The organism is Neisseria sp. P0021.S006, assembly GCF_051956895.1.
On sequence record NZ_JBQCWZ010000460.1, the window covers coordinates 1 to 1,099 of the forward strand.

Sequence of the window (1,099 nt, forward strand, 5' to 3'; positions counted from 1 at the left end):
GATTTTAAGACTTCATCATTTAAAGGCAATTATTATGAATTTCCCTCCGCGTTATGTCTCAAACACCCGTATGCGCCGTATGCGTAAAGACGATTTTTCACGTCGTCTGATGCGCGAGCATACTTTGACGGCAGATGATTTAATCTATCCGGTTTTTGTATTGGAAGGCCAGAATCAGGAAGAGGCAGTCCCATCCATGCCGGGTGTCAAACGCCAAAGTTTGGACAAATTGTTGTTTACCGCTGAAGAAGCACTGAAGCTCGGCATTCCTATGCTGGCTTTGTTTCCCGTGGTAACGCAAAACAAAACCGAGTTTGCTGAGGAAGCTTATAACCCTGCAGGCTTGGTGCCGACAGTAGTACGAACCCTGCGCGAGAAATTCCCAGAGCTGGGTATCATGACCGACGTTGCCTTGGACCCTTATACCATTCACGGCCAAGACGGTTTAACCGATGAAAATGGCTATGTCCTCAACGATGAAACCATTGAAGTTTTGGTAAAACAGGCTTTGTGTCATGCCGATGCAGGCGCACAAGTCATTGCCCCATCCGACATGATGGACGGACGTATTCTTGCCATCCGCGAAGCCTTAGAAGATGCCGGCCATATCCATACGCGCATCATGGCGTATTCGGCAAAATATGCTTCGGCGTTCTACGGCCCGTTCCGCGACGCCGTCGGCAGCTCCGGCAATTTGGGTAAGGCAGACAAGAAAACCTACCAAATGGACCCTGCAAACACTAATGAAGCCTTGCACGAAGTAGCATTGGATATTCAAGAGGGCGCAGACATGGTCATGGTAAAACCGGGTCTGCCATATTTGGATGTCGTCCGTCGAGTCAAAGACGAGTTCGGCGTACCGACTTATGCTTACCAAGTTTCCGGCGAATATGCCATGCTTCAGGCTGCCATTCAAAACGGCTGGTTGGATGGTGAAAAAACCATTTTGGAGAGCCTGTTGTCATTCAAACGCGCCGGCGCTGATGGTATTTTGACTTACTATGCGATTGAAGCGGCAAAATTGTTGAAGAAGTAAAATAAAGAAATAAATCAAAAAGCGGCAAACAGTGTTTATCCTGTTTAGCCGCTTTTTTATATT

Annotated in this window: 1 protein-coding gene; it reads left to right on the forward strand. The window is 47.5% G+C overall.

Annotated features, from left to right (window positions below):
* The first annotated feature begins 34 nt into the window (after window positions 1-34).
* Window positions 35-1,036: a porphobilinogen synthase gene (gene hemB, locus ACTHUM_RS14980; RefSeq protein ID WP_107769384.1), complete on the forward strand. Its 1,002-nt coding sequence runs from the start codon at window positions 35-37 to the stop codon at window positions 1,034-1,036.
* Window positions 1,037-1,099 lie beyond the last annotated feature (63 nt).